Below are 25955 nucleotides of genomic sequence, written 5' to 3' on the forward strand. Positions count from 1 at the left end.
GCTTGATGCTGGCAAACAGCACATAACCGCACGCAAAAGTCCGTTTACCAGCAACAACATGGACGCCAAACAGATTGATGCTGGAAACCGCACCTTAAACACGTTAAAAGTCCGTTTACCAGCAGCAACAATGCGCATTTAGCAGATTGACGCTGGTAAACGGACTTTTGTGGTCGGCTTCCTAGCGGGAAGTCGCAAGCGACACGGCTTTACAGGTGCTGCTTGAGGCCCTTGAGACGGGCGAGCGTCAACGGCTTGCCGACGATCTCCATGGATTCGAAGAGCGGCGGGGAGACGCGGCGGCCGGACATGGCCACGCGCACCGGGCCGAACGCCAGGCGCGGCTTGAAACCGCCGTCCTCGACCAGCGCCTTGTTGAGCGTTTCGTGGAGGTTGTCGGTCTTCCAATCGGCCTCGGCGACATCGGAAAGCGCGGCGATGGCCTTGTCGAGTACTTCGGGGGCGGAATCCTTGAGTGTCTTCCGAGCGTCGTCGGCGGGCTCGATGTATTCGGCCTCGCTTAGAAGGCTGCCTGCCATGCCGGCGACCTCGCCCAGCAGACGCACACGCGGCTGAACCAGCGGCGCAGCGGCCGTCAGGATCGTGCGCTCACGGTCGGTCAGTTTATCCCACGAATCGGCGGAAACCACGCCGTCGCGGTGCAGGTAGGGCACGGAACGGTTGAGGAAGTCCTGGGCTCCAAGCATACGGATGTGCTCGGCGTTGATGGAGATGGCCTTGTCGATGTCGAAGTGGGCCGGGTTGGCCTTGACGTCGCGGATGTCGAACTTCTCGACCATCTCGTCCATGCTGAACACGTCGCGGTCGGGCGCGATCGACCAGCCGAGCAGCGCCAGGTAGTTGAGCAGCCCCTCGGGAATGAAGCCGTTGTCGCGATGCAGGAAGAGGTTGGACTCCGGGTCGCGCTTGGAGAGCTTTTTCTTGCCCTTGCCCATGACGTAGGGCATGTGGCCGAAGCTCGGCATTTCTTTGGCAATGCCGAGCTTGATGAGGTAGCGGTAGAGCACGACCTGACGCGGCGTGGAGCTCAGCAGGTCCTCGCCACGCAGCACGACGTTGATGCGCATGAGCGCGTCATCGACCGGGTTGGTGAGCGTGTAGAGCGGGTCGCCGTTGGGACGCACGATGACGTAATCGGGCACGGAGCCGGACTTGAACTCGATGTGGCCGCGGATGAGGTCGTCGAAGGCGATGTCCTCGTCGGGCATCTTCACGCGCAGCGCGGGCTTACGGCCCTCAGCGCGGAAGGCGGCCTTCTGCTCCTCGGTCAGGTTACGGTCGTAGCCGTCGTAGCCGAACGCCTTGGGACGGCCTGCGGCGACGTTGCGCGCCTCGATCTCGTCGGCGGTGGAATAGGATTCGTAGGCGAAGCCGGCGTCGAGTAGCTTCTGGGCGACATCCTTATAGATATCGCCGCGCTCGGACTGGCGGTACGGGCCGTCAGGACCACCGACGTTGATGCCCTCGTCCCAATCGATGTGAAGCCAGTTCAGGGCCTCGATGATCTGGTTGTAGCTTTCCTCGGAATCGCGCTCGTTGTCCGTGTCTTCGATACGGAAGACGAAGGTGCCGTGCGTGTGACGCGCCTCGGCCCAGTTGAACAGGGCGGTGCGCACCATGCCGACGTGCGGGGTGCCGGTGGGCGACGGGCAGAAGCGAACACGAACGTCTTTGGGCAGTTCAGGTCGTGAATCAGTTGCGTTTTCAGTCATATCTCCATTATGCCGCGCGTGATTGACGTGAAGGCAAAATCCGGGTAACAATAATCTCGCGATACAACAGTCATCAAGAATCGCCATAAGAACCGTAAACCATATAACAGCAACTTCATGATCACAGAAAGAAACATCATTGAACAGGAGAGTATCAATCGTCCAGAGGCAACCGTCCAGAATCCGAATGCTGATACCTGAATACGGTTTTCTGAACCTCGGGATCTCTGGGTTGCCGGAAAATGACCTTCATGCCTCTAGGTACGACGCAACGCACGTCGGCCACTTTGGTACGCCCCTCGACCCGAATCGACCATGAAACATGAACGAGGCCCATATTCGTAGCCACACTTCCGCTTGCATCATTCAAACCCAGCCAATGAGGCGCAATCAGGACGGTTCGGAAACCGGGGGCACCGGGCTTAACCCCCAATATGGCAGACGGAAACTCATGCAACGCAAGAGCAGACCATCCATGGCAATCGCTACGAGGCTCATCATTGCTTTCGGCACAGGTGGTCAGATGATTCGCAAGCATATCCTTCCATGGTTTCCAAAGTCGCTTGGTACGTGAATACAAACCCACCTTTTCCAATGCCTCAAAAAGATATAAGGACATCGCAACGGAACTTTGCGCGTAACGATGCGGAAAGTCCAAAGTTGTTTCCAGACATTTCCTGGCGCGCTCAACATCACAGGTATCCGTCAATGCAGCAAAGACCTGACAATGCTGGCTCACATCGGAAGATCCCGGCCCGTCGGTGTAAAGACCGGACGCATTGACGCAATGGGCATTGACCGCTCGTTGCGTATCCTTTGCCCATTGACGATATTGTCGTGCCTTATCATCGATTCCCAAATAATCGTCAATCCGTGAAGCCAGCTGTAAGCCCCAGACATACATCAGACTTTCCTGCGTCAATGGTCCCGATGCAAAGGCCGGCGGCACGCCACGAGTCGAATCCCACTCAGGCGCCCAATCAACAAATGACCAATGAGAGCCGTCCGTACCCATATTCCCTATTCTTGCGACCAGCCCGTTTTCATCCAAGTTCTTATGGAAGAACCCAAGGATACGATCGACAACGCGCATATTGCGACGCAGTAAAACCCGATTGCCAAAATACATCATATGATCATATAAAAGCGCAATGTAATATATGGAGAACCCGGGAATGACATTTTCCGTTCTGCTGGGCCAACACGCATTAAGCAACCCATCGTCGCCAACGGAATGGGAAAACGCGTCAATTGCCTGTAGCGCAAGACTGTCATCGGCTGCAACCGAATACGTATACAGAGCCTCACTGCGAGTATCCATCACATACTGCAATTGCTCATAAAAAGGACAGTCCTCATATGTCTCGTGCATGCACCTATGCAGGGTACGCAAAGACATGTCCCAGATGTCGCCCAACACACCGACTCCCGTATCAACGGATGTTTGCACTTCAAGCGGATATTGCGTCAATCGGTAATCAAACCTCAATATGTCAACCGGGCTGTCGCCTGTCTTCACTTTTATCCGCACAAATCTGAAGGTACGGAACCAGAACGGCTCATATGTTTCAGGACAGGATTGCGAGCCTGCACCAATCGGATAATAACAATCCTGATAGCCGGCCAATACGCCGTGCTCGCAATCGGTTCTGTCACCTTTTATCGGACGCTCTTCAAAGGTCTTTGGATGTTCAGGCACCGATTTCGCGAATCCTTCAGAATATAAAATGCTGATTTCAGCGCCAGAACCCCCAGCAATACCGAGATCGACAAACCCTGTCATAAGCTCACCGGCATCAAAAACGAATTCCTTCTCGGTGTTTTTCCCAATCCGTAACGGCAAACGATCTGATTGCACGAACTTCTGCAGGATTTCCAAAAGGAAAGGAATCCTGCGGGGCCGGAGCTTTTCCGGCAACAGAAGTGCAGATAATTCATCCTCCGCGTATTCATACGATTGCGCCCAACCCGCAGTATTCTGCCTGCGGTCCAACAGCCAATTCATCGAATCGTTCTCGGGGGTACAACTTTCCATAATCTGCAATGGGGAAAAGAAAGGATTTTCGCTTACGATGGTTCGCCCAACTTCTATCCGCGAGCGCCATGAGGCATCCGTATCCAAAACGCACGTGGTACCTGTTGCGGAGGCAATCCGACCCTTCAAGTAAAAGCCTGGTGTTGGAGTGGTACTTACACTGTAATTTCCCGGGCCTTCCAGAGGATAATGCAGTACGATCGCGGCGATGACATTTCTGCCGATCTGCAGTCGCGGGGCGATATCGATTTCATCGTACCGGCGAACATTCAGATCCGTTTTTTCCGGACCAGCTTCAACGAACCGTCCATTGACATATAACTTATAGCGTGAATCGGCGCACACCCTGACCTTGCAACTCGCTGGAAGTGCGTCAAGAAGGAAAACCTTTCTGAAATCCGCGAAAACCGCTTTCGACTTCTGCCAAGCCACATCCGTGCTGGCCGTCCAAATCCAACCGCTATTCACATGACATACCATTGTCAGGCTTTACCTCAACAAACTTGATCTGTTTATCAACGAATTCCGCATTCCCATTATGGCCATTTCAACAACATTAAAGCAGCGTGGGCTTCGAACCCACGCTACTTGCGCTATTCCTTAACAGCACCGGCGGCCAGACCGGATTGCCAATATTTCTGCAAAAGCAGGAATGCAACCACCAACGGAATGATGGTGACCAAACTCCCGGTAATCACCAGATTCTGGATGGCGTGACCTCCTGCCGTCGAAGCCTGGTCCTTCCATTGATTGAGCCCGATAGTCAATGGGTACCAATTAGAATCCTTCAGCATAATCAAAGGAAGGAAATAGTTATTCCATGTCGCCACGATGGTAAACAAAGCCGTAGTGACGATACCTGGCGCCAACAGAGGCAACGCGATAGTGAAGAACGTACGAGCCTCACCCGCGCCATCCACGCGTGCCGCTTCCAACAGCTCGGTCGGTACGGCCTGTTCCGAGAAAATCCACATAAGATACAGACCAAACGGACTGATCAGGCTTGGTATGAGCATTGCCCATGGCGTATTAGTGAGGCTAAGCTTCGCAAATAACAGAAACTGAGGAACGGCCAACGCAATACCAGGCACGCTGATTGAACCGATGATAACCGCGAACACGGCTTTTCTGCCCGGGAAACGGAACTTTGCCAACGCGTATCCACCCATAATCGCCAACAGTGTGGCTCCGCCAGCACCGACTATCACATACATCACAGTATTGAGAAGCCAGCGCGCGAAGATACCATCCTGATAAGTGAACACCTCCCTGAGATTGTCCCACAACGCAAACGTATGACCAAACCCCAAACCGAACGTTGAAGTAAAATCTCCCTGGGTTTTCGTCGCATTGATAATCAAATACAAAAACGGGAAAAGACAGTATACGGCGAAAATGCCGCACACCAAAGTCAGCAACAGGCTCCGCTTCGGATTCGCTGGATTCGAGAACCCGTGTTCGGCCGAACGCCTGCGCTCAGCTGCCTCGTCCTCGGCAACAAGCTTTTGCCGGGCCTTCTCCTTCTTCTTTGCCTCACGCTCTCTTGCCCTGAGTTCTTTGGTCGACAATCTTTTATCGGATTTGATCCGCTCATCCGCCATGCTCATTTCATCTGCTCCTTCATACTGCCCAGCTGCACTGCATACGCCGACACCATAGTGATGATTGCCATCACGATTGCCAAGGCTGCCGCATAGTTGCTCTGATTACCGCTGAAGCTCAGGTTGTATGCGTACATATTCGGAGTCCAATACGTCGTGATGACGTTACCAGGAACCATGCTTTGCATGATGCTCGGCTCATTGAAGAGCTGGAACGTACCGATAATGCTGAATATCACGGTAATCGCCAAAGATCCTCGAAGCTCCGGCAGTTTGACGCTCTTGATAATCCACCATTCCGACGCACCGTCAATCGCGGCCGCCTCGTAAAGGCTGCGTGGGATTGTAGAAAGCGAGGAATAGAAAATAAGCATGTTGTAGCCGGTGAATTCCCAAGTCATGATATTGCCGATTGAAGTCAACAGCAGATTCGGAGACAACATATCCAGATGCATGTTCATCCATGCATTCAGGCTTCCGACCAGCCCGTACTTGGCACCGTACATAAATCCCCAGACCATTGTGGAGACCACAGCCGGAACCGCATATGGCAAGAATGTCGATATGCGGAAGAACTTCATCCCATGAAGCTTCAACGAATCAAGAGCCAAGGCAAGCAACGCCGCCAAAAACAGCATGATTGGAACCTGAACGGCAGTGAATCTGACCACTCGCCAGACCGCACTCCAAAACTGCCCATCGTGGAACAACTGGATATAATTCGAAAAACCTATGAATACCGTGCCGCCAATCATCTTCGCTTCAAAGAACGACAGGTAAATCGCATAGATAATCGGTATAATGAACACAAACAGGAACACCAACACAAACGGCCACAAAAACTTCCATCCACGCCAATCGGCGTGGTGCTTGTTGGTTGGGACCTCTAATACTGCCGTCTTAGGCATCATCTTTCCTCACCACTTAAAAGGGTATTTTCTTAAAATAAAATCATGACAGACAGTTGCCCCTGACAGCATCATGCCAATCAGAAGCAGAATTCCCGTCATGTCGATTCAACATAAAGCACAACGAAGTCGCCAAATCTCGTTCAGTCAGCGCATGGCCGCCCTCCCGGTAGTGGATGGCACACCGCTGAGGGACACCGAGGAATCGGTACACATCTGCGGTAGCCTCCCACGCCAGCTGAGTGCCGAACATACTGCAGAACTCATCATCAAGCGCTTCAGCAAGGAAAAGAGGTCTTGGAGCAACACACGCACCTATAAGATTGGCGTCGATAAAGACCTGAGAGGGGTCAAACGCGGAGGGATACGACCTATCCGAATCCTCACAAACCGGTTGCATAAGCCAAGGACCAAGACGCTTCATCAATGATTGATCAGCATTTTCAAAGCGTCGTCTGCCAAATCCGACAGCTGATGGCAGAAGCCAATGAGGGAACTTGCGGAGCGACAACATATCTTCAATATGTTCATGCTTATCGCCGCAACCGACCCCAAAACGATTCCCGTCAAAGCGTAACGCACCCATGCCCCCGATGCCGGAAGCACACGGAGCAGCGGCGACAATGCGATCGTCAAACGCAGCAGCACATAACACGGCCTTGCCATAGCGGGAATGCCCTAACGCCACAGGATGTCGGACATCGAACTGATCATAGCGTGAAATCCAGTCTATGACACGGCTTATCTGCCATGCCCACATGGCCAGCATGCGCCAGGAACAGTCCGGATAGGCACGTCGTAGAATACAACTGTCGAATTTCGAAGAATCATCCGGCGCAGATATATCCGTACACACTCCAACGAAGCAGGCACCGACGCGCAAGACCCCTTCAACCAAAACTTTCAGGTCGTCCACACTTGACGACTGCAGAGAAAACAGACTTGACGGACAGGGAACCAAAACCGGAACGGGCTTGGCACCTGCAGCCTTGTCATAAGCTACTACCACATCGATGCGAACCATATCATCCGGCCCCATGGTCAGATGAAAGCAACTCGCATCGGTACTCTCCGAGCATGAAAGCAACGCAGCGCGCATCGCCGCAGGCACAGGAACCGTGCCTTCGTGAATCTCCTTCGGAGGCTCAGGCATCGTCCCATAGAAACAACGCGAAAGCAAATCGAGCAGTAGCTGACGTTGTCTGGGCCATTGTGCCGTCGTTCCCACCCTCTTGCCATCAGGGGTCATCAAAGCGTCAGGCATCAAACCAATATAATCAGTCATGAAAATCCTCCCGTACAGTATGACTGGCCAAATAGGTACACAGACAACGTCACACCAAAAACGAAGCTACTTTCCGTTTACCGAGAACCCCTGCTTCACTCCGTACTTCACCAGCTGATCCTGCCATTGCCCAATGCCCTTGGCCAGGGTTTCGGTACCGGTATAAGCGGCACCTGCGGTATCAGGGAAGACGCTGCGAGCATACACTTCATATGGCAGGTTCTGATATCCTCGCACGACATGCGAAGACGCTTTGGCTATCTCTTCAGGAATGTTCTGATCGCCGAACACACCCTTAAGCGCGGGGTAACCTTCCTTGATGTATTTTTCGCTCTTAAGCAGAGGGTTCAGGGTCGGGGTATGATTCTGATCGCTGATCAATTCGACATGTTGAGCCTGCTTGCTGTGAGAGACGAATTCAACGAATTTCCATGCGGCTTCCTGATGTTTGCTGGACTTGAGAACGGCATAGCTTGTACCGCCATTTTCAGAGTTGATGTGATCGCCCTCGTTCCACTGAGGGACTTCAGCAATCCTCCACTTGCCTTTCGCCTGCGGATTCGAAGCGATGGTTCCCATCATCCAAGAACCTTGAATGGCACTGGCGACACTGCCGTCACCGAAACTTCTCGTCCACTCGTCGGACCATGCTTTTGTCTTGGTGTCAAGCAATTGTTCATCGAGCATACGCTGCCAGTAATTAAGTACCTTTTGCGCCTTCGAATCTTTTGTCAGATCGATGCTCAGTTTCTTTCCGTCTTTAGAGATGCTGTAGGGTTTGGCACCTGCCTGCCAAAGAAGAGAATCATACATTCCCCCGTCTCCGCCATCGCTGAGGATATATGAACCCGCAGCCTTAAGCTTCTTAGCGGCTTGGTAGAACTCCTCCCAGGTCTTTGGAGCCTCTGTCACACCGGCCTTATCATAGACTTCTTTGTTATACATATAAAGCAGCGGAGCACCGTCGCAAGGCATACCCCACACGCCATCATTGAAACTTACCTGGTTCCATGAACCAGTCGTATAATCGGCATGGAATTTATCAGCACCGAATTGCTTCAAATTCGAAAGCGCCCCACGCAATGCATATTCCGGCAAGGCATAATATTCAATTCCTGCCACGTCAGGCGCTCCGGAACCCGCTTGAAGCGCATTATTAATAGCCGTGTATTCCTTCGTATTTGTGCCGACATTCTGCAGTTTAACTTTGATATTCGGATTCGCTTTTTCGAAGGGTCCGACCATCTGCTTAATGATCGGAGGCCACGACCAAACGGTAATCTGCGTAGTCGAACTTGCCTTTTGGGCAGAACCACATCCAGAAAGCAACAATCCAACTGCAAGCGAAACAGACACTGCACGAAATGCATTCTTCACTCTCATTTTTCTCCTTTATAGCTTCGTTACTATTTCAGGTGCATAACAACCCTTGTGTTATTATCTCCGCCTGATACCTTCACTATAAGTAGACATGAAATCGGCAAAGGTCTGTTGCCACCTTTTGCAATATGCTGCTTTCTACGCTGAAACACGCAATGAGAGTCAAATGCGGCATGGTGTTCACGAATCGGAAGGCAAGAGACCGCAAAGAGATTCTTTGCCAAAGTCAAAGACGTTTAGACTAATGAGCATAAACGGCATGCAATAATACGAAAGCAAGGCATCCAGTGAACACGACAAACAAAATCGGCAATCCATGGCCATATGAGTATTGGACCGCGACAAGCGGTGACCTAACGCAACGGCGAGAACCGCTTATAATGCGCAGACCCACTAGCGAACCCGGCGACGCCACCACCGTGGTCGTCGACCCGACGCGCCAATACCAGATGTGGGAAGGCGCGGGCGCGGCCATCACCGATTCCAGCGCCTCTCTTTTGATGCACAGCATGAACGCCGAACAGCGCCACGCCATTCTCGAGGAGATGTTCAGCCCGTCTCAAGGCGGTTTTTCGTCGGTGCGCATCTCCATCGGCTCCTGCGATTTCTCCAGCCAAAAGTATTACAGCTATGACGATCTCCCGGAAGGCGTCGGGACCGACGGCAACCTCGACTACTTCTCTATCGGTTCTGGCGAACCCGGCGCTGCGGACGCCACCAAGGACCTGAAAAACGTCATCCCGGTGCTACAGGAGATCATGGCCATCAACCCGGCCGTCAAGGTAATGGCCTCGCCGTGGAGCCCACCAGCCTGGATGAAGACCAACCGCAAGTTCGAAGGCGACGGCAGGCTGCGTCTCGGGGAGTTCTGCGGCAACGGCTACCGCAGGCAAGACACCATCGATTACGTCTACGCGCAGTATTTCGTCAAATTCATCGCCGCCTACGCCAGCTACGGCATTCCCATCGCCTCGGTGACCATGCAGAACGAGCCGAGCAACTCCCCGCAATGGCCCATGTCCATCTGGACGCCGGAGGAACTGACGAAGTGGGGCAGCGAATACCTGCGTCCCTGCCTGGACGAGACGTTCCCGGACGTCGAGATCTACTTCGGCGACGACGGGCTGCGCTTCTTCCAGCGCCCGGTGAGCGACTACATGACCCCGGCCCAGGCCCAATGCTTCGCCGGCGTCGCCTTCCACACCTACTCCGGCCTGCCCAAGTGGGTGCTCAACGGCACCCGCCAGTTCCCGGGCTGGAAGGCCTGCATGAGCGAGCGCCGCTGCATGCTCGACGAGACGGCGGACGAGGCCAGCCACGTGATGTTCGGCGAGATCGGCACCGGCCTGGTGCGCAACAATGTCGGGCTGATCAATCTGTGGAACATCGCGCTGGACGAGCAGGGATTCCCGAGCTACGCCAAGACGCGCGGCCGTCGCGGGGTCATCACCATCGATTCGAAGACCGGCAAGGTCAAGCGCAACCTCGAGTACTTCATGTTGCGTAACTTCGGGCAGGACGTGCGGCCGGGCTCGCGGCGCGTGGCTTCGACCAGCCACACCGGCGACGGACGGCACGGCGGGCTGGGTTCCGTCGCGTTCATCGAGCCAGGCGGTCGCGGCTTCGCCGGGTTCCTCTACAACCCGACCGAAAAACCGATCGAAGCGGCCCTCACCTTCGCCGGCGAAGGCGCAGCTTGGCGTCACGTCACCGTCCCCGCCTACGGCACCGTGACCTTCCACCTCTCGGATTCGCCGATCAACGTCAGCGTCGCCCCGGCCGACGATGATTTCAAGATCACCTACACCCCGCACCCCGCCGACGACCACGACGAGCGCATTTTCTAGCCGCTGACAGCACGAAACGCCGGCTCCCCATCCAGAGGGAGGCGGCGCCTCATCATATTCGCTTACCAAACCCACTCAACGTAGAGCGCTCTGACCGGCATGTGCGTTGTTCGACCGTAAAGACTCGGCCTGCAAAATCAAAGATTTTGCCTTCGCGCTCGATACATCGCGCTCACCGAACCTACAGACAGCCCACTGGGCTGTCTGCTTCACGGTTCGGCCCGGAGCGTGTCGAACAATGTACATGCCGGTCAGAGCACGTCGGTACGCGCAGAAATCACCACTCGTGCATGGTGCCGTCAAGGAGGCGATCGACCGGCAGCGGAGCCGGCTGGTAGGGATACTTGGCCGCGAGCTTCTCGTCGAAGTCGACGCCGAGGCCCGGCTTGTCGCCCGGATGCAGGTAGCCGTCCTTGAAGGTGTACGACGTGTGGAAGACCTCGAGGGTCTCGTCGCTGTGCTTCATGTACTCCTGGATGCCGAAGTTCGGGATCGCGAGGTCCAAGTGCAGGTTCGCCGCCATGCCCACGGGCGAGACGTCGGTGGGGCCATGGAAGCCGGACTTCACGCCGAAGAGCTCGGCGAAGGCCATGAGCTTCTTCATGTGCGTGAGGCCGCCGGTGTGGGTGACCGCCGAACGCACGTAGTCGATGAGCTGCTCCTCGATCAGAGTGATGTAGTCGGTCCAGGAGTTGATGATCTCGCCGATGGCGATCGGGGTGGTGGTGTGCTCGCGCACGATGCGCAGGAACTGCTGGTTCTCCTCGGCGGGGGTGGTGTCCTCCATCCAGAAGAGGTCGTAGGGCTCGAGGAGCTTGCCGAAGCGGGCGGCCTCGATCGGACGCAGTCGATGGTGCGAGTCGTGCAGCAGGATCAGGTCCTTGCCGTACTTGTTGCGCACCTCCTCGAAGACGCCGGGGATGGTGTTGAGGTACGTGCGGGCGTCCCACACCTCCTCGACCGGCACGCTGGTGCGGCGGGCGGGCTCGTAGTCGTAGCGCATGCCCTTCTCGCCATTGCCGGTCTGCGCGTTGGCCGAGGCCGCCACGCCGTAGGTCGAGGGGATGCCGGGCAGCGCGTACTGGATGCGCGTGGCCTTGAAGCCCATGTCGCGATACATGTCGATGGAGTCGAACAGGCTCGGCAGGTCGGTGCCGGAGGCGTGCGCATAGGTGAGGATACCCTTGCGGGAGGCCCCGCCTAAGAGGTCGTAGACCGGCACCCCGAGCTTCTTGCCCTTGATGTCCCAAAGAGCGACGTCGACGGCGGAGATGGCGGCCATGGTCACCGGTCCGCGCTTCCAGTAGGCGCCCTTGTAGAGGTACTGCCACATGTCCTCGATGTTGTCCTCGTTCTTGCCGATCAGGGCAGGAACGATGGTCTTCAGGTACTCCGCGGCAACGAGTTCGCGCCCGTTGAGCGTCGCATCGCCGAGACCTACAATTCCGTCGGTCGTGGTGAGTTTGAGGACGACGAAATTACGCCCCGGGCTCGTCACGAATACCTCGGCCTTTTCAATAGCCATATCGATTCCTTTCTATTGCACAACTTGCGGCGTCCGTAGCCACGCGTTGTTATGTATTACATTATTAAATTTTGGCAGCCTAAACGTTTACGCCGATTCCGATGAACCGGTCATCACCCACCCAGCCAAATCGCGAAGCCTAACGAACCGCTGCGACCTTGCTCACCTCGCTCAACTGGTTGACCACCTCATCGACGAACAATGAGGAGGCACCGAGAGCGCGATCGAGATAGGAGACCACATATTTCACGCCTCTCTTATCGATGCCGCCGTCCGCGGTCTTGCAGGCCTTCGCGCATGCAACGACCTTGCTTTTATTGACGTCGGCCAGACGGTCGCTGAAACGCGTGAGGAACAATATCCACGCCGCGATGGCACGGGCGGCGGGCACGATCGAATTCCCGTCCTTCAGTGCCTTTCGGGCCGCAGGGACAATGCGAACCGGCAGCTTCTCGCTTCCATCGGAGGCAATCTGCATCAACAAATGACGGATGTTCGGGTTCTCGAAACGTTCGAGCAATTGCTTGCGATATTCGGCGGTGGGCACGCTGATATACTGCCCGGCCAAATCCCACCACTCGTTGATCCAGGAGCGCAGAGTCGGATCCGCGACGGCATCGGCGACTGTCTCATAGCCAAACAGCGAGCCGCAATAGGCCAAGGTCGAATGAGAACCGTTGAGCATCCACAGCTTGCGTTCCTCATACGGCGTGACGTCGTCGGTGATGACGGCGCCCGCTTCGTCCCAGGCCGGCCGTCCGGCCGGGAAATCCCCGGCAATCACCCATTCACGGAACGGCTCGGTACGTACCGGTGCCGCATCGTGCCAGCCCTTCACGCGTTCGACCAGTTCGATGTCACCAGGCGTCGTGGCAGGGGTGATGCGGTCGACCATCGAGGTCGCCCATGAGACGTTCAAACGCGTCCAGTCAAGCAATGACGGATCGACCTCCGCAATGGCCTGTTCGACGACTTTGCGGAACGCGGCACCATTGCCTGCCAGGTTATCGCAAGGCAATACCGTGATCGGGCCGGCCGCCGCACACCTGCGAGCCAGGAAGCCTGCGACCATGCGCACCGGCACGGTTTTGAGCCCGTCTGCCAGCGGGTCGGCTTTCAACGCCCGCAGATCCGCCGCGACATCGGGATCAGCGATATCCAAATCGCCAGTGTGGGTACGTTTATACCCCGCCTCGGTGACCGTGGAAGTGACGATGGCAATATCCGAATCGGTGAACCGGGCGCGCAACGCCGCCGTGTCCGAGCCGCTGTGCATGGAGGAAATCGAGGAGATGACCTCGAATTGGTCGCCACGCCTTCCGGAAGTAATCAAGGTGTATACGCACTCCTGGGCCTCAAGCAAGTCGGACATCCGCGGCCCGCGACCGGTGAAACCGGCGATGCCCCATGCAGCGGCATCCGGCGCATGTTCGGTATAGATTGCCTGGTGCGCACGCGTGAAATTGCCTATCCCCAGGTGAATGATCTTTTCCGGCGCGGCCGGACGACCGTTCTGTTCACGGCTGATTTGAGGAATGGAAACGCTATCTGGTTTCATTGCTGCCCCTTTTCTTGATGCGCAGTCACGCATTACGCTGTTTGGTGTTGCTCGACTTACTGCTCAGCTCCCGATCTTGAACACTCGCTTTGGCTGGGTGGATACTTGATCGTGCATGATTGCAAGCCCTTCGTCCATGGAGATGCGGCGGTCACAGACCAGAGAGGAAACAAAACTTGCGGTGACCCTGCGGTTCATGTCGTGGCGAGAAGGAATCGAGCAGATCGCGCGGGTGTCGTCGATGAACCCGGAAAGCTTCGTAAATCCGGCATACGGAACGACGGCATGGAAATAGCGCGAAATCGAATCCGGCGCGTCGATGAACCACCACGGCGCCCCGATATAGAACGACGGGTAGAAGCCTGCAAGCGGCGCCAATTCACGGGAATAAACGGTCTCGTCATCGGTGAAGGCGACGAAATGGAAATCGGCATTGTCGCCGTACTCGTTCAACAGCGGGCGCAGCGCTTCGACGAACTCGGCCCGAACCGGGATATCGCCGCCGACATCCGCGCCGTAACTGGCGAAAGCCTTGGCATCGTAGTTGCGGGCGATGGCCGGATGCACGGTCATCACCAGTCCGTCTTCCTGCGCGAGCATGGCCTGGTCGTTGAACAGATGCGAGCGCAGACGGGCGGCGTCTCCGGCTTCGATATGCCCCGCGTAGGCCTCGCCGAACAGCCGTTGTGCTTCCTTGTCGGAAAGACGTTCCGAGCGCAAGTCGGCATGGGAATGGTCGCTTAAGACCCCACCGTGATCCTTGAAATACCGCCTTCTGTGACGCATCGCCTCGGTGAATCCCTCATAGGTGGAAGCGTCGATTCCGGCGCTGCGTCCCAAAGCGTCCACCAATCGCGGCCAATCGGAACGAGCCGGCTCAAGATACTTGTCCGGACGGAACGCCGGAGAAACGAACGGTTTGAAATCGGGGTCGGCGTTGACCTTATCATGAAGCCCCAAATCCCTCACCGGGTCGTCAGTAGTGGAAACGAAGTCCATATTGAAACGATTGGCGAGCGAGCGCGTGCTGAATTCCGGGGCCTTGAGCATTTCGTCAAGCTCGTCGTAAATCGCCCCGGCGGTCTCGCTGCCGAACTTCTTATCGATGCCGAACACCCTCGCCAACGAATCCTCGAACCAATAGCGCATAGGGGTGCCGGCAAAGGCGTCCCAATACTTGCCAAAGGTGAGAAAGGCGTCGCGTGCCTGCCGATCGGTGAACTCGGACTGGCCCACGCCCAACCGGCTCAAAGGCACACCCTGACCGTGCAAGACCCGCGTCACGTAGTGGTCCGGGGTGATGAACAGGTCGGTGGGATTGGCGAAGTGCTTGTCCTCGGCGAACCATTCGATCGGAATATGGCCATGCGGGGAAATGATGGGCAGATCCTCCACGGACTCGTACAGTTCGCGAGCAACGCGCAGCGGCAAGCCTTCCGCCGGCAACAAACGATCCGGAGACAGAACCGTTTCTGATGTATCTGTTTGGCCAACCATAGGCACCATCCTTTAATCCGCTGCAAACCAGAAGTCCGCCACGATGCTGAACACCCTTTTATCGACTCCTCAGTCTACGGGAGACGTATTGGCGGTGCGCTCTGTTGCCATTACTTGCCAAACGCGGGTTATACTTGACCGAGCAAAGGAGCACAATGAACATAACCGATAACAGCCAACGGCAGGACAACGGCAATCCCGACAAACCAAACGCGCCAAAACCGAACATCACCATCCGCGATGTGGCCAAGGCCGCCGGTGTCGCCCCTTCAACGGTTTCCAGGGCTTTCGCACGTCCAGGACGGGTCAACGAGGCCACGGCCCAGCGAATCTACGACATCGCCGACCGCATCGGCTATCGGGCCACGGCCATCAGGGCGCATACCAACGACGACCACCTGAACGGCATGCTCGGCATCGTGGTGGCAGACCTGAGCAACCCGGTTTTCGCCGAATACACACGTGCGGCCCAACACGAATGCCTTTCCAACGGCTTTGGGCTTTTGGTGCTGGATTCCGAGGAAAACGCGGTCATCGAGCGCACTTCCATCCATACCGCCATCCAACATATCGACGGGCTGATCCTCGCCTCGTCCCGCCTCTCCGACGCCGGCATACGCAAACTCGCCCAGACCAAACCGCTGGTGACGCTGAACCGCTCCATCCGCGGCATCCAATCGGTGATCGGCGACGTGCAGACCGGACTGGGGCAAGCCGTCGAGCACCTCGCAACCCTGGGCCACCGCAATTTCACGTACCTGAGCGGCCCGGAATCCTCATGGCAGGACGGAGTACGTTGGCGCACGCTTTCGTCGATCTGCTCACGCCACCATCTGAAACTGCGCCGCATCCCTTCGAACGCGCCGACTTTCAGCGGCGGATTCCGCACGGGAGAAGTGTTTTTGAACAACCCGACCGACACCGTCATCGCCTATAACGACATCATGGCCATCGGATTCATCGCGGCCCTGCATTCGCGCAACATCGACGTTCCCGGCCAAGTTTCGGTGGTCGGCATCGACGACGTGCAATTCAGCTCGCTGGTCTCCCCCGCGCTTTCGACAGTCCGTCTGCCTCGAAAGGAACTGGGCACGAAAGCGGTCACGGAGGTGCTGAGCCTGATCCACCACGTCAAGCAAACCAACGACCGCAGGCCGATCATGCTGGAATCCTCGTATGTCGTACGCGCCAGCACCGGCAAAGTCAACCCTTCGCTAGCTTCGATCGCGCACGAGTAATGAGGGAATGCGCTTGAACACGTGAATAACGAGATGGCGAGCACCCGGATATCGGGAAATCGTCAGGCTTATAGCCGCGGCTCGACGACGGCACCAAGGCGCATTGTTGCCAGAATTTGCCATGCTTTCTGAAAATAAAACGGCGTTCAAATCATTGGCTCGTCCTCGATAAAATCCCGCAGCGCACGCCACCGGCTTGCGCGATGCCCGACGAACGACAGACCATGGTAGGCATACTGCGGAAAGAAGCACCATGAAAACGAAGCCATTCAATGAAGATGTTGCCACAAACCCACTGCGTACCAAGGCGGATTGCGTTGAAGCGCTGGTCGATATCCTCGCGCCGGCCATGCGACTGGTGGAAAGCGGAGGCAGATACGGGCGATTCCGCATGAGCGACAGCGGGGCCGTCTACAGCCAGGACCGCACTTCCATCGAGGGCTTCTGCCGGTTGCTCTGGGGACTCGGACCGCTGTTCGCCAACCGGGGCAATATCGCTCGATTCCCGCGCTGGTGGCAGCTTTCGTGCGCCGGCATCGTGCATGGCACCACCCCCGACGACCCCGATTTCTGGGGCAATCCGCTGGACGATTACGACCAGCTTTTCGTGGAAATGGGTGCGATCACGGCCTTCCTCTTCGAGACGCGACAGGATTTCTGGGACCATCTGAGTGCCGCGCAACAAGCCAACATCCTCACCTGGCTCGACCAGATCAACCATCACGAGCTGCCGAAAACCAACTGGCTCTGGTTCCGGCAGATGGTCAACACATGGTTCGTACACACGGGGCACACCGAATACGACGCGAAGATAGCAGCCGATTTCGACATCACCGCCTCGCACTATCTCGATCACGGATGGTCGTTTGACGGGTACGTTGACCAGATCGACAACTATATCCCGTTCGCCTATCAGTTCTTTACGCTGATGAACGCGGGACTTGCCGAACGCGACTGGCACAATCGCAATCATTGCAGTGAGTGCGGCGGACGTACCACCTGCGATTCCCGGAAATTCGGGACCGCCAAATCTGCAGAAGTGAATGCCGACACCGACAACGACATTCTCGACGAGAATAGTGCCGATAACATTTCCGTAAAAACCGCCGGCCGGACAAGCAACAAGACTTTCGATACGACAACTTCTTGCGATGCCGGTATCTGCAAACCCAGCGCCGCTGAAGCGAAACGCTATACATTGCTTCGGCAACGCGCGACCGCGTTCGTGCCCAGCTACGCCAACTGGTTCGCCGCCGACGGCGCCTGCCTGCCGTTCGGACGCAGCCTCGACTACCGGTTCGCTCAGGCCGCGTTCTGGGGCGCGGCGGCCTTCGCCGGAATCGATCTGCCGACCGGATGGTCGCTCGGCGACGTCAAGCATCTACTGCTGGGCAACCTGCGTTGGTGGTTCAGGCAGAACATTTTCCAATCCGACGGACTGATTCCCATCGGTTACGCCTATCCGAATATGAATATGGCCGAGGGCTACAACGGTCCGGCGTCCGCCTACTGGGCCTTGAAAACCTTTATTTTCCTTTGTATCCCCGAGTCCGCTCCCTTCTGGACCACACGCGAAAGCGACGATTTCAAATTCGAACCGCTGCTGCTGCAACCCGAGCCGCGCATGTTGGTGGCACACAGCCGCACGGGCTTGGAGGTGCAGGCGTTCACCGCTGGCCAGCACGCCCCGGAGCACAACCACACCGACGCGAAATACGAGAAGTACGTCTATTCCACGACCTTCGGCTTCTCGACGCCGAAAGCCGCGACCGTGCTCAAGCAGATGGCATGCGACAATACTTTGGCGGTTTCCGAGTCGGAATATCATTGGCGCACGGCCTTTGGTTACGCCGATTACGCGGTGCACGGCGATTACGTCTATTCGCGCTGGGAGCCGTGGAGCGACGTCACGATCCGTAATTTCATCGTGCCGCTGATGCCGTGGCACATCCGCGTCCACGTCGTCGATTCTGGGCGGGCCTTGCATCTGGCCGAGGGCGGCTTCGCGATGCCGGACTTCGGGCAGGAACTCGCCACTGCCAATATCAACCTAATCGGCGGGTTTGCCGAGACGGCAGCACAGCACGCAGCTGACGGTTCCTTCGAGTCCGGCTGGAGTGAGAGCGATAACGGCGGAAATCATCTTTCCGAAATACAAAATTCAGACACAGCAGGTCAAGCCGACTCTGGCGCGAACGACAATATCCAAGCCGCAGATCCCCATTCAACCCACGAATCAGGCAACCGAAGCGAAGAAACTATCGACAGACCCACCACGAACCCGGTAGCCATGCTGGGTTCGCCGCAGCGATCCCTGTTCTACCGAACCGACGTCGGGCTCACCGGTCTGATCGGCGCCGAGGGATTCGCGCTGGAACTGGCCGCCCCTGAGCCGAACACCAATCTGCTCTACCCCAAAACGCGCATTCCCATGCAGATGCGCATCATCGAACCCGGACACTATGTGTTCGTCTCCGCCTATCTCGGCGACCGTGAGTTGGAAAGCGTGAACGACGACGGGTCGATTGCCCTGCCCGGCGCTATTTTGGCCGGCGACGAACTGCGCATCAGTTATCGCGGCGAGACGCACACGGTGAATCTGGCGGAACTGCAGAACTGATTACGAGGAAATACGAAAGACTCCCTCTGGCCCATCACGTTAGGGAATCGGCCCATTCCGCATGTCTCAGAGATACAAAACCGCAACCACATAGACAACGCCAGTGGAGGCTGAAACTTTTGGTTGCTGCTTCGGAGTTGCATCGGCTGAGCATAGAGGCGATAAAGGGCTTGGAAACGTCGAAAATCAAGGAATTGAAAGAGCGGATGACGGGAGTCGAACCCGCCTCTGAAGCTTGGGAAGCTTCCATTCTACCGATGAACTACATCCGCAGTAATGTACCTGCGTTCACAAGCACATACAAAAGGAAAGTTTAGCACACAGGCGCGAAGGCACGCGCCATAAGACTCATCGATGACTTCGAGTACCGATTGGCAACGACGAGCGACGCGTTTAATAAGCGACCTGCGCCGGGCCCTCTGAACCCAGCCGGTCGCCCCGTGGCCCGGCACCTACACCCTGCATTTCCTGAGCCATCTGCATCAGGCGATTGATACGATCCTGGGTCGGTGGATGCGTGGAGAAGAGACGGCTGAAGCCCTCGTCGGAGAAGGGGTTGGCAATCATCATCGCGGCGGCGGACTGGGTGCCGGCGGTCTGCGGCATCGGGTTGGCGGCCGCTCCGGACGTGATCTTATTGAGGGCCGAGGCAAGCGCTGCCGGGTCGCCGGTGAGTTTGCTGCCGTCTTCATCCGCGTCGTATTCGCGGGTTCGGGAAATCGCCAGCTGGATGAGCGAAGCTCCGATGGGCGCGAGAATTGAGCTAAGCGCCACGCCAAGCAGCCCGAAAATCCCGGAATCGCGGTCGTCGTTATCTCGCCCGCCGCCGAAGAACATCAGCATGTAACCCAGATACGTGATTACCGTCGCCATCGCACTGGCCACGGCGGAGGTGAGGATGTCGTGGTTATAGACGTGCATCAGCTCGTGGCCGAGTACACCGCGCAACTCTCGCTCGTTCAGAATCTGTAGAATGCCCTGCGTGCAACATACGGCGGCATGACGCTCGTTTCGGCCGGTGGCGAACGCGTTCGGGCTCATGGTCGGCGCGATGTAAATGCGCGGCATCGGCTTGCCGGCGCGTGCGGAAAGTTCGCGCACAATGCGGTAAAGCTCGGGCGCCTGCTGCTCCGAGACCTGCTGTGCGCCCATCGAAGCAATGGATATGCGGTCGGAGAACCAATAGGAGATGAAGGTCGAAGCCAGCCCGATGAAAATGTAATAAATGAGCGTGTCACGGCTGGCACCGGTAAGCCACCAAATAAGCATGATGATGGCCCACATCACCGCGAAAAGCAATGTGGTTTTAAGACCGTTCAAGTGGCCGTGTACTTTAATCTTGCCGCCCATACACCAAAGCCTAACGAATCAGCCTGTATTTTCGCTGAACGCGTGCTGATTCGCGCAGCATTCACAATTTCGAAGCTGCGATGAAAATCAAGAAAACGGCACCGAAATGCTGATTTTCATCGCATGTTCAATCGAACATGCGAGCAAACTCACGAAAACATGGGTAAAATGCTGATTTTCATCGCATCCATCATTTCTCCATATAGGAGCGAGCACGCGAACGGCGCCAAGCTTCACGTGGAAACCTGACGCCGATACGATCAGCGAATAGCCCGCAACCTCAGCACACTAGTGCTGCAGCCGCCCTTCGCCGGTGAGTAGTCGCCGCGCTCAGCCCAACGCGAGCGCACGCAGCTGTTCGGGGTCGATGACCTTCTTGTGCTCGCGGCCTTCCTTCGCACCCTCGGCACGCTCGTAGGTGTCGACCTTCTTCCAGCCGGCGAAGTCGATGGGCTTGACGCCACGCGAGGCGAGCAGGCGGTCGATGGACTCGGGGTCGCGGTCGGCGGCGATGCAGCCTTTGCCGGCCCCGTCGGCGTCTTCGACCTTGGAGAGGTCTTCGAGCATGTTGCCGACGATCAGCAACGCGTCGGACTTGGTGGAACCGATGAGCCCGACCGGCCCACGCTTGGCCCAGCCCGTGGCGTAAAGGCGCGGGCGAACGGTGCTCTTGCCGGTTTCGGCCGTGAACGCGGGCTCGGCGAGGATGCGGCCGTCTTCGTTGGCCAGCACGCTGCGCTGCTCGTCGTAGGCCACGCCCGGCACGCTCGCCGGCTTGTAGCCGATGGCGTGATAGACAGCCTCAACCGGATAGTCGGTGAATTCGCCGGTGTGGCGCATCACGCCGTCCGCGCCGGTCTCGGTGTGCTCGACGTGCAGGCCGACCACCTTGCCGCCCTCGCCCAGAACCTCGGTAGGCGCGGAGTTGAAGTGCATGTAATACTTCTTGGTAGCGGGGTTGCCTTCGAAATCGACGCCGCCGTCGTCTTGCATATCCTCGGCCATATCGCGGATGGCGTAGAGTTCTTCGACCATCTGGCGGGTGAGCTTGTCCTTGCCGGCCTGCTCGATGGTGGCCTCGTCGAGGTCGAAGTCGTCCTCGTTGATGATGATCTGTACGCCCGGCAGCTTCTCGAGCTCGCGCAGCTCCTGCACGCTGAACTTGGCCTGCGCGACGCCTCGGCGGATAAAGAGGTGCAACTCGCGGGCCGCGTTGCCCTTGATGCCTTCGTAGACATTGTCGGGGATATCGGTGCGGGCCTTCAAGTCATCGGCGCGGCGCATCAGTTCGCGCGAAACGTCCATCGCCACGTTACCGCCGCCGATGACCGCGACTTTCTGCGCATCCAGCGGCCAAGTGCGAGCGCCGGTCGGATAGCCGTCGTACCACTCCACAAACCGCGCGGCACCGTGCACGCCGTCGAGGTCGGCTCCGGGGATGGTCAGCGGCCGGTCGGCCACCGCACCCGTGGCGAAGAGCACCGCGTCGTAGCGCGGCATCAGGTCGTCAAGCGTCAAATCGCGGCCAAATTCCACGTCGCAGTATAGGTGGATATCGGGATTGTCGAGCGTTTTTTCGAGCGCGTCAGCGATGTACTTGATGGCCGGGTGGTCGGGGGCGACGCCGTAGCGCACCAGGCCGAACGGCACCGGCAGCTTCTCGAACAGGTCGATACGCGCATGGTCGGGCAGCCCGAGGTCGGCGGCCTTCTTCTTCAGCTCGCGCAGGAAGATGTCGGATGAATAGACTCCCGCAGGGCCGGCGCCGACGACGGCGATGCGGAGTTCGTTGCTGTTGTTTTCACTCATGTCTCTAGATTATCGCAACCAGCCCGACCACGAAAGAGCTTGCGCCATTCGAACAACCTGTACACCTGACATTACGCGGCCGGAAAGCCAAACCATTCAGAACGTCCGAAGCACACAGGACTCGCCATAAATTCAGCGGCTCTTGGTGAAGCGATCGCGCAGCACATGCGTGACGGCAAGCACCATCAGTGAGATGCCAAGCAACGCCGCCAGCAGCACCAGCATCCGCGGCGACCTGCCGGTGAAGGGAAGGACGGAACCCCGCCTGAACCAGATGGCATATAGGGTGACGTCAGTCTCCGTGGCGGTGCCGCTCTGGTCGAAGTAAGCGTCGGCATCGGTCCACAGGTCGTTGGCCACATCATGCTTCGGCCGTTTGTCGTCCTTGCCTGCTCCCTTAGCGCCCGAATCCCTGTTCCATCCGAGGAGGTCGAACTTGTCGAGTTGCGTCAGTTGCATATCGCCCTGGCCAGGCAGCGTGATCAGCCCGTTCTTCTCGTCGTAGTCGATCAGCGCCCTGAGCTCGCCAGGCGGGGTGCCGGAACCGTTGTGAGCCGCATTCGCGTCGAAAGTCGCCTTGAGCCAAGGCAACGTACCATCCAGATTGGCTGGATCGGAGGCGATACCGCCGACGTTCAGACGCACGATCAGATGATGTTCAGAACCGATATGGAATTTGGCGATGAAGGTCTCCCGCGGGTAGGAGATCTTCCAGTCCTGCACGCCCTTGCCATGCAGCTGGACGTACATGTTGTCGGTGCCGGACGTCTCCTCGCTGTGTTCGGGATAGCCATATTTGGAAATCAGCTTGATTGGCTTGTCCTTGTACTCGAAGTGCTGATCACGACGATAGATCCAGATGTCATAAAGACCGTGACCGTTCTTGAAATCGCTGTCGGAAGTGGTCCACTCCTGGTCTTCAACCCTGGAACCAGGATCGAAATGGCCGCCGATCCTGAATCCGTTGCGCTTGTCGGTTATGCCCATGCTGTGCAATTTGCCGTCGTTGCTGTTTTCGGTGAGCATCTCGATGTTCGAACACAGCGGATTGTCCGGATTGCTGGTCTCGCCGTAGTTGGGGAAATTCGGGAACGGCGAGCCGGCCGGGCAGACCAATGCCTGCACCCAAGTGCCCTGCACACCGGTCGTGAGGCTGTCGGCCGTGCCGGTGATGGCGATCCTGCCGCGGTCGTCAGGGTCGACCTTCATCTTGTCGACCCTGACGCCCGAATCGTTCTCGCAGGCGTTCGAACCGCCCTCGCTGGTCATGCACACGGAAATGACGCCATCGGAATCGTTGCCGGTGTCCACCTTGCCGGTCACGTCCACCGTGTCGGTGGAGCGATGGTAGTGGATTTCCATATCGTAGGGCTTGGGTGGGTCGCCCCATATCGCATAGAGGGTGAGGACGGTGCCATGGCCGGAAGGCGAGGCGGCGCCGTCGGTGGATCGGATCGCCTGTTTGCCCGTCGCGTAGATATTGCCGGACGACGATCCGGCCTTCGGGTCAGCGCTCCAGCCGAGCAGGATCTTCCCGGCGACCGCGGGCATGGCGGCCGCGCCGGGCAAGGTGAGCGTGGAACTGCCACTGCCGCCGTCGACGAACCCGTAGAGGGGCGAGAGAGACGCGGCGGGCCCTCCGTTGGCGCTGTTGCTGTCGAGATTGACCTGCACCCATGGCAGCACGTCCGACTTCCTGGTCACCTTCGAGGTGGCGACGGTGGTGTGGTAGCCGCCGCCGAGCGTGAGGAACGAGGAGAGATAATAAGAGGCGTCGCGGGGGTACCAGCCGATGAAATCGGTCGCCGAGAAGGTGACGCTCCATGGCTGGCTTCCCGCGCCCTGGACCCTCACCTCCTGGGCTTTGGAAACGATGGGGCCGGAGCGCGTCGAGACGGCACCGGACGAGAATGGCGTCGCGGCGGCCGAAGACGAGGCGCGGGAAGCGGACTTCGCACTCGCCTTGGAACCCGAATCCGACAAGGACTGCGGGGCGGTGTATTGGTAGCCGTGGGCCACGCGCTGCGGCGTGCTGATGACCTCCCAGTTGCGGCTGCGGGTGAACATCCAAAGGTCGTAAGAGCCGGAGCCGTTCTTGAAATCGCTGTCGATGGTCGTATACGTGTGGTCATTGGTGTTGTAACGCCCGCCGATGGAGAAGCCGTCCACGTTGGTGCCGAAGCCGCCGCTGCCGCCGTTGGTCAGTATCTCGATATTCGAGCATTTGGCGTTGTCGGGATTGCCGGCATTGAATTTCGGGAACGGGGTGTCGACCGGGCAGACCAGCGCGCCCGCCCAGGTCAGATCGGTGGTGCTGAGCCGGTTGGCGGTGGCCGTGACGGCGAGCTTGCCGGAATCGCTCGGGTCGGGGAAGACCGCACTCACCCGGATGCCGCTGGGCTTGCAGGAGGTGGAGTCCGCCGCGACGTCGGCGCAGACGGTCACGGTGCCGTAATGGTCGTCGAGGTCGTCGGCGTTGCCGGAGACGGTCACGGTGTCGCTGGCGTGATGGTAGGCGGCCTTGACGTCGGTGGGTGCGGGCGTGGTGCGCCAGACGGCGTACAACGTGAGCGTGTTGCCCGTCAGCGTCGAGGGATTGTACTGGTGGCTGCCCGGGTCATAGGCGGTATCCGCCGTGGTGGCGGAGGCGCTCGCGGACCATCCGCGGAACGACTGGTCCGAGCTGGCGGGCGTCATGCCCGTGGACTCGGGAATCTGCACAAGGCACATGCCGGCGCCATCGATGCGACCGGTGACGCTGGCCGGCACTCCCATAGCGCCCTTGCCGTCAAACGAAACCGTCAGACACGTATCTCCCGTACCTTGCGTCGAGACCTTGCCGCTCCCCTTAGCCGACGTTGACGCAGCCCCTTCTGGAGAAGACGCGGCTGTGCCATTCCTTGGATTACCAGCCAGATTTGACGGCGCAGACACCTTCGTATTCGTCGTGCCCACGGATTCGCCGGATACAGCCGCCTTGTCTGAACGCAGAGAAGGTGATGAGCCGGAATTCGCAGCGGAAACACTGGAAGGACCCGCACTGTGCCCTTTATCTTGCGCAACACTCGAAGAAACCGGAGCCGAGGCCGACTTTGTCGGAGATGCCGCACCTGCCGGGACCACGCTGAAAAGGCCTGCGGCGACGCATACCGACGCCATAACAACACGCCAGACTTTACTACGCACCGCTTACCTCCAGTAATACATCTTCATCGTATTATATGCCCCTGTATCGGTGCCACAACTTTCAACCACTTCCCCCGTGGAAGTACTTACCACACCTTCGCAGCATATGCCTATCTAACACGATAATATTGCCATACTTTTAGGACAAACGTTATACAACATTCTGTCGGGTAAAAACTAAACAGGGCGCACTGTCTTAAAAAATCTACAGGCAAACACCTCGTCCGCCAGGTTTTCAAAAACCCACTTCGACCCCATAAAAACGTTCTTGCGACTGGCAACAGCAGGTTTGCTCGAAACTCCAACAGCGCAACAACTTGAGCAACAATAATGGCACACGACGCACATTAAAGAGAAATTGAGCCGTCACATGAACTTCATAA

15 protein-coding genes and 1 tRNA gene are annotated in these 25955 nt (G+C 57.5%); 3 read left to right on the plus strand and 13 right to left on the minus strand.

Going from position 1 to position 25955, the window contains the following annotated elements:
- Window positions 1-209 precede the first annotated feature (209 nt).
- The 6 genes from gltX to OZX75_RS06050 form a co-directional block, all read right to left on the minus strand.
- Complete coding sequence (gene gltX, locus OZX75_RS06025) at window positions 210-1733, minus strand: glutamate--tRNA ligase (RefSeq protein ID WP_277145758.1); 1524 nt, start codon at window positions 1731-1733, stop codon at window positions 210-212.
- A gap of 154 nt (window positions 1734-1887) precedes the next feature.
- Entirely contained in the window at window positions 1888-4248 is a 2361-nt protein-coding gene (locus OZX75_RS06030; RefSeq protein WP_277145759.1) for an alpha-L-rhamnosidase-related protein, read from the minus strand.
- A gap of 113 nt (window positions 4249-4361) precedes the next feature.
- Window positions 4362-5369 (minus strand): carbohydrate ABC transporter permease, encoded by a 1008-nt coding sequence (locus OZX75_RS06035; protein WP_277147463.1) that lies wholly within the window; start codon window positions 5367-5369, stop codon window positions 4362-4364.
- A gap of 2 nt (window positions 5370-5371) precedes the next feature.
- Window positions 5372-6280 (minus strand): carbohydrate ABC transporter permease, encoded by a 909-nt coding sequence (locus OZX75_RS06040; protein ID WP_277145760.1) that lies wholly within the window; start codon window positions 6278-6280, stop codon window positions 5372-5374.
- A 40-nt stretch (window positions 6281-6320) separates the two neighbouring features.
- The gene (locus tag OZX75_RS06045) at window positions 6321-7562 is read right to left on the minus strand and encodes a glucuronyl esterase domain-containing protein (protein WP_277145761.1); all 1242 of its coding nucleotides are present in this window, start codon (window positions 7560-7562) and stop codon (window positions 6321-6323) included.
- Between the two features lie 66 nt (window positions 7563-7628).
- Window positions 7629-8945: an ABC transporter substrate-binding protein gene (locus OZX75_RS06050; protein WP_277145762.1), complete on the minus strand. Its 1317-nt coding sequence runs from the start codon at window positions 8943-8945 to the stop codon at window positions 7629-7631.
- A 377-nt stretch (window positions 8946-9322) separates the two neighbouring features.
- Between OZX75_RS06050 and OZX75_RS06055 the strand changes: the two genes are divergently transcribed.
- Window positions 9323-10789 carry a glycoside hydrolase family 30 protein gene (locus OZX75_RS06055; protein WP_277145763.1) on the plus strand — a complete coding sequence of 489 codons (1467 nt, stop codon included), beginning with the start codon at window positions 9323-9325 and terminating at the stop codon, window positions 10787-10789.
- Between the two features lie 277 nt (window positions 10790-11066).
- Here OZX75_RS06055 and manD read toward each other — a convergent pair whose 3' ends face one another.
- The 3 genes from manD to uxaC all read right to left on the minus strand — a co-directional run bounded on the left by manD (window position 11067) and on the right by uxaC (window position 15369).
- Entirely contained in the window at window positions 11067-12314 is a 1248-nt protein-coding gene (manD, locus tag OZX75_RS06060; protein ID WP_277145764.1) for a D-mannonate dehydratase ManD, read from the minus strand.
- A gap of 139 nt (window positions 12315-12453) precedes the next feature.
- Window positions 12454-13872 carry a mannitol dehydrogenase family protein gene (locus OZX75_RS06065; RefSeq protein WP_277145765.1) on the minus strand — a complete coding sequence of 473 codons (1419 nt, stop codon included), beginning with the start codon at window positions 13870-13872 and terminating at the stop codon, window positions 12454-12456.
- Between the two features lie 63 nt (window positions 13873-13935).
- The gene (gene uxaC / locus OZX75_RS06070) at window positions 13936-15369 is read right to left on the minus strand and encodes a glucuronate isomerase (RefSeq protein ID WP_277145766.1); all 1434 of its coding nucleotides are present in this window, start codon (window positions 15367-15369) and stop codon (window positions 13936-13938) included.
- A gap of 155 nt (window positions 15370-15524) precedes the next feature.
- Between uxaC and OZX75_RS06075 the strand changes: the two genes are divergently transcribed.
- Together OZX75_RS06075 and OZX75_RS06080 are read left to right on the plus strand one after the other, a co-directional pair.
- Window positions 15525-16607: a LacI family DNA-binding transcriptional regulator gene (locus OZX75_RS06075; RefSeq protein WP_277145767.1), complete on the plus strand. Its 1083-nt coding sequence runs from the start codon at window positions 15525-15527 to the stop codon at window positions 16605-16607.
- Window positions 16608-16860: 253 nt separating this feature from the next.
- Window positions 16861-19227, plus strand: coding sequence for a DUF2264 domain-containing protein (locus OZX75_RS06080; RefSeq protein WP_277145768.1), 2367 nt, complete (start codon window positions 16861-16863; stop codon window positions 19225-19227).
- 201 nt (window positions 19228-19428) lie between these two features.
- Here OZX75_RS06080 and OZX75_RS06085 read toward each other — a convergent pair.
- From OZX75_RS06085 to OZX75_RS06100, 4 genes are all read right to left on the minus strand, one after another.
- Window positions 19429-19499, minus strand: a tRNA-Gly gene (locus tag OZX75_RS06085).
- Window positions 19500-19620: 121 nt separating this feature from the next.
- Window positions 19621-20577: a zinc metalloprotease HtpX gene (htpX, locus tag OZX75_RS06090; RefSeq protein WP_277145769.1), complete on the minus strand. Its 957-nt coding sequence runs from the start codon at window positions 20575-20577 to the stop codon at window positions 19621-19623.
- A gap of 330 nt (window positions 20578-20907) precedes the next feature.
- Window positions 20908-22386, minus strand: coding sequence for an FAD-dependent oxidoreductase (locus OZX75_RS06095; RefSeq protein ID WP_277145770.1), 1479 nt, complete (start codon window positions 22384-22386; stop codon window positions 20908-20910).
- A 132-nt stretch (window positions 22387-22518) separates the two neighbouring features.
- A complete protein-coding gene (locus tag OZX75_RS06100) occupies window positions 22519-25545 on the minus strand; it encodes a hypothetical protein (protein WP_277145771.1) in 3027 nt (1008 codons plus the stop codon).
- Window positions 25546-25955: the final 410 nt, after the last annotated feature.

The sequence above is a fragment of the Bifidobacterium sp. ESL0800 genome (genome assembly GCF_029395355.1).
Classification (GTDB): Bacteria; Actinomycetota; Actinomycetes; order Actinomycetales; family Bifidobacteriaceae; genus Bifidobacterium.

Bases quoted from the DNA above. Each gene is read 5' to 3' on its own strand.
- OZX75_RS06055 (WP_277145763.1), top strand. From the start codon at position 9,323: ATGCGCAGACCCACTAGCGAACCCGGCGACGCCACCACCGTGGTCGTC.
- OZX75_RS06035 (WP_277147463.1), bottom strand. From the start codon at position 5,369: ATGGCGGATGAGCGGATCAAATCCGATAAAAGATTGTCGACCAAAGAA.
- OZX75_RS06050 (WP_277145762.1), bottom strand. From the start codon at position 8,945: ATGAGAGTGAAGAATGCATTTCGTGCAGTGTCTGTTTCGCTTGCAGTT.
- OZX75_RS06040 (WP_277145760.1), bottom strand. From the start codon at position 6,280: ATGATGCCTAAGACGGCAGTATTAGAGGTCCCAACCAACAAGCACCAC.
- OZX75_RS06075 (WP_277145767.1), top strand. From the start codon at position 15,525: ATGAACATAACCGATAACAGCCAACGGCAGGACAACGGCAATCCCGAC.
- OZX75_RS06100 (WP_277145771.1), bottom strand. From the start codon at position 25,545: ATGGCGTCGGTATGCGTCGCCGCAGGCCTTTTCAGCGTGGTCCCGGCA.
- htpX (WP_277145769.1), bottom strand. From the start codon at position 20,577: ATGGGCGGCAAGATTAAAGTACACGGCCACTTGAACGGTCTTAAAACC.
- gltX (WP_277145758.1), bottom strand. From the start codon at position 1,733: ATGACTGAAAACGCAACTGATTCACGACCTGAACTGCCCAAAGACGTT.
- OZX75_RS06095 (WP_277145770.1), bottom strand. From the start codon at position 22,386: ATGAGTGAAAACAACAGCAACGAACTCCGCATCGCCGTCGTCGGCGCC.
- uxaC (WP_277145766.1), bottom strand. From the start codon at position 15,369: ATGGTTGGCCAAACAGATACATCAGAAACGGTTCTGTCTCCGGATCGT.
- OZX75_RS06080 (WP_277145768.1), top strand. From the start codon at position 16,861: ATGAAAACGAAGCCATTCAATGAAGATGTTGCCACAAACCCACTGCGT.
- OZX75_RS06065 (WP_277145765.1), bottom strand. From the start codon at position 13,872: ATGAAACCAGATAGCGTTTCCATTCCTCAAATCAGCCGTGAACAGAAC.
- manD (WP_277145764.1), bottom strand. From the start codon at position 12,314: ATGGCTATTGAAAAGGCCGAGGTATTCGTGACGAGCCCGGGGCGTAAT.
- OZX75_RS06045 (WP_277145761.1), bottom strand. From the start codon at position 7,562: ATGACTGATTATATTGGTTTGATGCCTGACGCTTTGATGACCCCTGAT.
- OZX75_RS06030 (WP_277145759.1), bottom strand. From the start codon at position 4,248: ATGGTATGTCATGTGAATAGCGGTTGGATTTGGACGGCCAGCACGGAT.